The following is a 6,911-nucleotide window of genomic DNA, read 5'->3' on the forward strand; positions in this document are numbered from 1 at the left end:
CACAATTGTCTAATGCGCCGGGCTCACAGGCCTAAGGCGGTTCGCACGATATCCGGTACGGCGCCGCGTTCGAGCGCGTCAGGCCCGAGGCTAATCAGCGGCGCGATCGTCTCCAGGCGCGGATGGATGGCGGCTCTCACCGCCAGATAGTTCTCGCCGAGCGCGCTCTGCGCCGCAACGACCAGCTGCCGGACCTCGCCGGTCTCCCTCGATTGCGCTTCAAGCAGGAAGTCGGGCCGACAGGGGCCTTGCGGGGTCAACTGGTCGAAGAGCGGCTTTTCGATCACCAGGTCGATACCGAGGCGATCGAGCGCGCGTCGCGCGTCGAGCAGGCCGCGATAAAGAGATCGCTCGAATTCGGAGGCAACCGGCACGAAACGCTGGCCTGAGAGGATGGGCTGCGCATAGGCGCGCAGCGCCGCATAGCCGTCGGCCTCGGGATATTCGCCGACCACGACCAGCACCAGGTAAGGACCTTTGATCGGGTTGCCGCGGATCGATGGGGACTGCACCCGATTGGCGAGCACCAGCGGCTCGGCGCCCGCGACATGGATGGTCGCACCCTGCACCGCTGTTGCGTAGAGCGCGAGGAACGCCTGCGGTGCGTGACCCGGTGGCCACTGATGGGATAGCGCGCGCAGGCCTGCGAAGACGCGATTGCTGTGAAAGGGACGGGCGTGTGTCCATAAGGCGCGGCCGAGCTCGATGCCGGGTGCAAGCTCGATCCGCGCGGCCGCCGCGCTCAAGGCCCTGAATTCTTGCGCAATGGAGCGTTCAGGGGGCTCCGCGCCAAGCGGCGGCGTGCGATGGACACCGGCCAGGGTCATAAGACGCCAAAGAAGGCGGGCGAGACGCGGCACCGTCGCATTTCGCGTCCTGTCGTCGATACTGTCGGCCTGCGGCTTTTGCGCGAGCTTCTCAGGGGCTGGCCGCAGCACTTCGAAATAACCTTCCGGGGGATCGGCCGGCGAATGGGGTGTACGGATCTCCGAAATGCGATTGGTCGCCTGCTCGCGAAAGAAGGGGCATTGGGGACGATGCTCGGGCCGGTCGGCGCCCGTCAGGCGCCGCAGATAATAGGTTTCAGCTTCCGACAGGAAGGCGGGGGTCAGGACCGGCGGCCGGGTGTCGGGACCCAGGCAGTCGCATGCGATCCACTTGGCGCCGATCCGTGCTTGCTGGACAAGCGCGATCCCCGCCTCTTCATCGCCGCGCGAGCCTTCGCCCATATACCAGCGCACCAGTGCGGACCGCACGAGGTCGGGAAGGGGGATGCGACGACCTTTTTGTCCGTCGCCTTGCCGGTCGATCAGCCACATGGAGGAGCCCTTTTGGAGCGCAATGGGCAAAGTCTGACTAGGCGCCGCGGGATTGACAACGGGATTTGGGTTCACCTCCACTCGGGCAAGGACAGGTTTCGGGAGGTTTTATGAAGACCGCGCTCCTTGCTGCACCGCTGCTCACCATCACCCTCGCAGCCCCGCTTGCCGCCGCCAGCCCGCAAGGTTCGCCGCGTACCGTTCAGCTCATCACGATGGGCGTGCCGGCGCCGCCACGCCTGCCGGCCGCTGCGGGCGCAGATGGCACAGACCGCCCGGACACGCCCGCGGTGGACGAAGGAGCCCCGCTCGCCGAGGCAAGTCCTGCCGCGCTTCCAGCGTCGTTCAGCGTTCATGATCTCAGCCGCAAATGGGTGCAGTTTCAGATGGCGCAGACCTACGGGCAAGCGGTCCCCGGCGAGGCCTCGCCGGTCGACCTGGCCGCTGCCGGTGCTGCGCCCCCGGTTGCGGCCGCGCCCGGCGTTTTTGCCGCGCCGACGCTGGAGGCGATACGCGTTCCGGCGTGGATGCGCGGCGGACTGGCCTTTGCCAGCGCCGCAACCCGATACACGCCAGGATGCTATGCCGGAGGCTATCGGCCGGCCGGTTTTCTCAGCGCCCAGGCGGAGATCCGGCGGGCGGGCTATTACGGGATGATGAGCGCGATCGCGTGCCAATATGGCATCCCGGTCGGCCTTTTCGACGCCATGATCATCCGTGAAAGCCGCTACAATGACCGGGCCGTCTCGCCGAAAAATGCCTATGGATTGACCCAGCTCATGCCCGGCACGGCTGCGGGGCTGGGCGTGGATCGCTACGATATCGAGCAGAATCTGCACGGCGGCGCGCGCTATCTGCGCAGCCAGCTCGATCGCTTCGGCCAGGTCCATCTGGCGTTGGCGGCCTATAATGCCGGGCCGGGACGGGTGCGGGGCGGCCAGGTGCCGCGGATCGCCGAGACCCAGGCCTATGTCGACGATATCCTCCTCAACTGGCGGCGCCTGAGCGGTTTCACGCGGACCGCCAGTGTCACCGGCCCATCGTTGCCGCCCGCTCCAACATCTCCGCGTTTCAATGGACGCAGCGCGATCGTTTCGCGCTTCTGAGACCCGAGGCAACGGACGCCAGTGCGAACCGCACGGACGGCGTCCGACGGTCAATCCAGGCGGAAGCTCTGCTCCATGCGGGCGCGCCGCTCGATGATCGCTATGACCTCGCGTACCACCCGGTCAACGACGCCGTCGCGCAAGGGGCCTGCCCATTCGCGGCGGATCTCGGTGCCATCCATGCCTTCCACTTCGTTGAGCGCATGGACAAGCGAGAGCGGTAGGCTCGCGAACACCTCGGAAATCATCTGCATCATCGTCGAGAATCGGCCGTCATGGAGAAGATCCAGGTCGCGAAGAGTTTCGACACCGAGAACGGCCTGGATGAACCCGATTTGAAGGACATGAAGGATCGTCTGGAACTCGACGAGCGTCATGCTCTCGCGGGTGGAAGGATCGGCGGTGGGCCGCAGAAGATTAGACAGGCGGTTACGTCTGATGCCGGTCTTGAGCGCCAGTTTCCGCACGCTCACATTTTGATCCGACATCGCTTGAAGAATGTAAGGAATATAGTCCCTGAAGGGGATCGCAGCGCTCTCTTCAGCGGACTTGCTTTCGTCCGTCGAGGAAGGTGCCCCGCTGCTGGCAAGGGATGTCATGAACCGGCCCCCTGATCCTGCTCCGTAAGAGCACCAAATCACAGCGGGAAACGCTTTGCAACAACCTCTGACCTGAATTTCTTTATAGGTATCGTCTAAGCCATTGGAACGGATGGACTTGTCTGTTGCGAATCGCTCGCAATTTTTCCGGCGGGCTTGGCAGGCGGTAAATCGAGCCCCTGTTCGCGCAGCTTCGCCACGACGGCCTTCGCCTTCTGCTCGACGATATAGTCGAACAGGAGAAGCGACAGCATGTCGCCGGCGGACATGCCCTGCCCGAGTTGCCTGGCCAGAATATGCTGGGCCTCGCTGAGGTTCTCGGCGCTGCTCGCGGTAACGCGCAGTTTGATACGAATGCCGCCTTCGGTGGGGATCTTGTCCAGATGCGAGCGAAGCACATCGGAATCATGATCCATGGCCGCGGCGGAGGCGGCGCGCGCATTCACCAGCGTCGCGAGCGTCTGGTAAGAATGGGTTTCGTTCGATCGCAGCCGCACGCTTTCGGTGGTGAGGCGGAAGAAGTGCTCGGAAATATCGATGCTGACCTGTCGGGGGAAACCCACTCCCGCCGCGTCCTGTCCCTGTGACGTTTTGTAACCCTGCCCCACTCGACCCCCCTGGAGTGCCGGATCCCGCGTCCTTGCTACGCGGCACGAAGCTCCTGCCGATTCCACGGTAGAACCTAACCGTTAACCAATCTTATCGCAAATTTTCGCGAGTCGCGCGGGTGGCTCGGATTTCGGGCCAGCGTGGCGCGCGCTGGTGACCGTCCCGGTCTGCACAGCGGGCCACCCCGGCTCGCAGCGCGTACCGGAGCGGTTCGCGCGCAGCGCCAAGCGACTCGGGCTGGAAGAAAAATTCATGTCCCCCGCAACGCGCCGAGCCGGGGAAGGTTGCTCGGCCGGCGAGCGAGGGGACAGCCTTCGATTGGGCGCGGAACCGCCGCGTCTCAATCGGAAGGAAATGCTCATGCAACAGGTACTGAAGCATGGCGGGCGGGTAGAGCTTGCGATCCTCGTGATCGCGGCGCTGGCCTTCGCGCTGCTCATGTTCGCCGGACCGGCCTTCGCCGGCGCCGACACCACCTTCGACACCGCGCTCACCAAGTTCACCGACTTCCTCGAGGGATCGGGCGGCAAGATCATCACCGTGCTCAGCCTCGCCGGCGGCGTGGTCGCGCTCGCCTCGGGCCGCTTCTCGATGGGTCAGATCGCCATCCCGGTGGGTGTCGGCGTGGGCGCCGGCACCGGCGTGCCGATCGTCACCTCGACCGTCACCGCAACGATCTGACGTGGGTTCGGGCCGGCGGCGTAGCAGCGCCGACGGTCCAAATGGAGGGTGGTGCGATGTCTGCGGACAAATATGTCATTCCAACTCATCTGGATGATCCAGAACTGATCGGGCTGTGGACCCTGGATGAGTTCCTCGCGATGGTGATTCCGTTCACCTGGGGGATCCTGTCTCAGCATATCCTTATCGGCATTTTGCTCGCTGGAGCAGGCTGGTGGGGCTTGAAGCGCGCTAAGGCGGGACGGGCGGCATCCTGGCTGCTGCACATGGCCTATTGGCACCTTCCGGCCGGGTTCACCGGCATGAAGGCGACACCGCCCTCCTACCTTCGACTGATGGCCGGCTGACATGGAGATCGCCAACAGCCACGCGCAAAGCCAGCGCGTTCTCAAGCAGCGCAACATCCTCGTCGCCATTGCCGGCGTGCTCGCAGCGCTGACCGCCATCCTCTTCCTGATGGTTGCGACCCGCGATCGGGAGATCGTCCTGCAGCCGATCCTGCGGTCGCCGCTCACAGTCAGCAGCGCCGGGGTCAGCCGCGAGTATCTGGAGATGGTCACACGCGACGCCGCGGTGCTGACCCTCGATCGGTCGCCGAGCAACCTGGAATACTGGATGAAGTCGGTTCTCGATATCACGGCGCCAAGCGCACAGGGGCGGCTCAAGGCGGACCTTCTCAAAATCGTCAACGAGCAGCGCGGATCCTCGATCGCGCAGTTCTTCGCGATCCAATCGATGAAGCTCGATCCGGACAATCTGACCTCGGACGTGACGGGCGACCTGCACACGATCGTAGGCAGCAAGGTCATCTCCAAGGACCGCCGGACCTTCCGCTTCAAATGGAAATATTCGGGCGTCTCGCTGCAGCTCGTCGGCTTCGGGATGGTGTCCAAAGCCGAGGAAGGAGATCAATGATGAGTGCTATCGCCATCGGCAGCACGGCTGCCGGCGCAGCCTTGTGCTCCCGATATTATTGCCACGCGAGCCGTTTCATGGGCGCGGGACTGGTCGCGGTGGGTCTGCTCCTGGTCGCCGAGCCCGCCTGGGCGGACCAGACGATCATGGCGTCCGACAGCAGCCAGGTCGACTGCCAGGCGTCGGCCAAGGACCTGACCCGCATCAGCCTCGTCGAGGACGAGTTCGCCAGCGTCTCGAAGATCTCCACCGGCAATCCGACGGACGATTTCAGCGTCGTCAACGAACCGGTGCGCGGGGACATCTATCTGTCGGTACCCGAGGGTTTCGGGCGGCCCGCCCTCTCCTTCTTCGGCACGACCAAGCGCGGCTATGTCTACAAGTTCGTTTGCCGCATCGGCGGCGAGCAGGCGGCGCAGGTCTTCGTTTCCAACCCGGCGATCGCGAAAGATCGTTCGGCTGAGGCGGTCGCCACCACGGTCAAGGCCGGCCCGCAGGATGCAGCCGTCGAACTCGTTCAGGCGATGTATTCCAACAGCATCGTCGATGGCTACGAGATGCGGCAGCGCACTTTGCGCCCGGTCTTCGTCGGCGGGCTCAAAGTCCAGATGATCGCGGAATATCGGGGGCAGGAGCTTACCGGCAAGGTTCTGCGCATCGAGAATATGAGCAACGCGCCGATCGCTCTCAACGAAGGCGCGGTCGCGCCGCGCAGCGCGCTCGCCGTCTCCATCGCCGAGCCGACGCTCGCGCCAGGCAAGGTCACCACGGCCTATCTCGTCTCGCAGATCGGGAGGTAGTCATATGGCACTCGCGGACATTTTCTCGCGCACCCGTCGCACCCTGGACGGTCCCGATGAAGAAACAGAGAATGTTTCTCCGGTAACCGGTGAAATCGGCAGCAACGAGGCGACCCGCAAGAAGCAGCGGTTGTTGCTCGCGGGCGTTGCCGGCGCGGGGCTGGTGCTCTCGTCCTTCTGGATCTTCGGGGGCAACGACAAGGACGCGGCTGAAGAGGACGACGGCGAAAAGGTCGAGGTGTCGACCAAGGATCTGGTGAACCGCAACCTCTCCCAACAGGAGTGGATGGGAATGTCCGAGAACCAGTTCCAGTCGATGGAAAACCAGCTGAAGTCGGTGAATGCGCAGCAAAACCGCGTCGACGCGCTGGCAGCCCAGGTCGAGGCGCTGAAGGGGCAGAACCAGGCCCTTCAGGCCGACGGCCAGCGGGTCTTCTCCGCCTACCAGGCCGAGAACGAACGGCTCAAGCGCGAGGCGGCCCAGCAGCGGGCGGCACCGCCGCCCCAACCAGGTCCAGCCGCGCTTTACGGTCCGGGCGGGACCCAGGCCTATCGGCGGCCCGATGGCACGCCGGGGGCGGCCGGGCCCGCCGGCGCGCCGATGGGCGGCGCGGAGGTCAAGATGGTGAACTTCCAGACCACCGAGACCGGCAATGCCTCGCGCGTCGCCAAGGGCAACACGGTCTATACCGACAGCGTCAATTACCTGCCGCCCAACAGCTTCGCATCCGCCAAGGTGATCGTCGGCGTCGATGCCAGTGCCGGCGTCAACAGCCAGTCCGACCCGCTTCCGGTCGTGCTGCGCGTGACAGGCCCTGCACGCAGCGTCTTCCAGAACGGGCGCCTGCTCACCACGAAGATCGAGGGCTGCCTCATCAACGG

Annotated in this window: 9 protein-coding genes; 6 read left to right on the forward strand and 3 right to left on the reverse strand. The window is 64.7% G+C overall.

What is annotated here, in order from left to right:
• Window positions 1-23 precede the first annotated feature (23 nt).
• Window positions 24-1,319, reverse strand: coding sequence for a hypothetical protein (locus tag LH128_RS22650; protein WP_008832022.1), 1,296 nt, complete (start codon window positions 1,317-1,319; stop codon window positions 24-26).
• 110 nt (window positions 1,320-1,429) lie between these two features.
• On the opposite strand from LH128_RS22650, the gene LH128_RS22655 reads away from it, so the two are divergent.
• A complete protein-coding gene (locus LH128_RS22655; protein WP_008832023.1) occupies window positions 1,430-2,425 on the forward strand; it encodes a lytic transglycosylase domain-containing protein in 996 nt (331 codons plus the stop codon).
• Window positions 2,426-2,475: 50 nt separating this feature from the next.
• Here the strand turns inward: LH128_RS22655 and LH128_RS22660 are convergent, their stop codons facing one another.
• Window positions 2,476-3,024, reverse strand: a complete 549-nt coding sequence (locus LH128_RS22660; protein WP_008832024.1) for a hypothetical protein — start codon at window positions 3,022-3,024, stop codon at window positions 2,476-2,478.
• A gap of 95 nt (window positions 3,025-3,119) precedes the next feature.
• On the reverse strand, window positions 3,120-3,632 hold the full coding sequence (locus LH128_RS22665; RefSeq protein WP_051211559.1) for a hypothetical protein: 513 nt from the start codon (window positions 3,630-3,632) through the stop codon (window positions 3,120-3,122).
• A gap of 361 nt (window positions 3,633-3,993) precedes the next feature.
• Between LH128_RS22665 and LH128_RS22670 the strand changes: the two genes are divergently transcribed.
• The 5 genes from LH128_RS22670 to LH128_RS22690 all read left to right on the forward strand — a co-directional run.
• Window positions 3,994-4,314, forward strand: a complete 321-nt coding sequence (locus LH128_RS22670; protein ID WP_008832026.1) for a TrbC/VirB2 family protein — start codon at window positions 3,994-3,996, stop codon at window positions 4,312-4,314.
• A gap of 56 nt (window positions 4,315-4,370) precedes the next feature.
• Entirely contained in the window at window positions 4,371-4,661 is a 291-nt protein-coding gene (gene traL, locus LH128_RS22675) for a type IV conjugative transfer system protein TraL (RefSeq protein ID WP_008832027.1), read from the forward strand.
• A 1-nt stretch (window position 4,662) separates the two neighbouring features.
• On the forward strand, window positions 4,663-5,229 hold the full coding sequence (locus tag LH128_RS22680; protein WP_008832028.1) for a type IV conjugative transfer system protein TraE: 567 nt from the start codon (window positions 4,663-4,665) through the stop codon (window positions 5,227-5,229).
• Window positions 5,226-6,029 carry a type-F conjugative transfer system secretin TraK gene (locus LH128_RS22685; protein ID WP_037520903.1) on the forward strand — a complete coding sequence of 268 codons (804 nt, stop codon included), beginning with the start codon at window positions 5,226-5,228 and terminating at the stop codon, window positions 6,027-6,029. The genes LH128_RS22680 and LH128_RS22685 overlap by 4 nt, the downstream gene beginning before the upstream one ends.
• A 4-nt stretch (window positions 6,030-6,033) precedes the next feature.
• On the forward strand, window positions 6,034-6,911 hold an 878-nt coding region (locus tag LH128_RS22690), incomplete at its 3' end, for a TraB pilus assembly family protein (RefSeq protein ID WP_008832030.1).

Source organism: Sphingomonas sp. LH128, from assembly GCF_000293195.2.
Classification (GTDB): Bacteria; Pseudomonadota; Alphaproteobacteria; order Sphingomonadales; family Sphingomonadaceae; genus Novosphingobium; species Novosphingobium resinovorum_A.

Coding starts and splice junctions, on each gene's coding strand:
- LH128_RS22650 (WP_008832022.1), bottom strand. CDS start 1,319: ATGTGGCTGATCGACCGGCAAGGCGACGGACAAAAAGGTCGTCGCATC.
- LH128_RS22655 (WP_008832023.1), top strand. CDS start 1,430: ATGAAGACCGCGCTCCTTGCTGCACCGCTGCTCACCATCACCCTCGCA.
- LH128_RS22660 (WP_008832024.1), bottom strand. CDS start 3,024: ATGACATCCCTTGCCAGCAGCGGGGCACCTTCCTCGACGGACGAAAGC.
- LH128_RS22670 (WP_008832026.1), top strand. CDS start 3,994: ATGCAACAGGTACTGAAGCATGGCGGGCGGGTAGAGCTTGCGATCCTC.
- traL (WP_008832027.1), top strand. CDS start 4,371: ATGTCTGCGGACAAATATGTCATTCCAACTCATCTGGATGATCCAGAA.
- LH128_RS22680 (WP_008832028.1), top strand. CDS start 4,663: ATGGAGATCGCCAACAGCCACGCGCAAAGCCAGCGCGTTCTCAAGCAG.
- LH128_RS22685 (WP_037520903.1), top strand. CDS start 5,226: ATGATGAGTGCTATCGCCATCGGCAGCACGGCTGCCGGCGCAGCCTTG.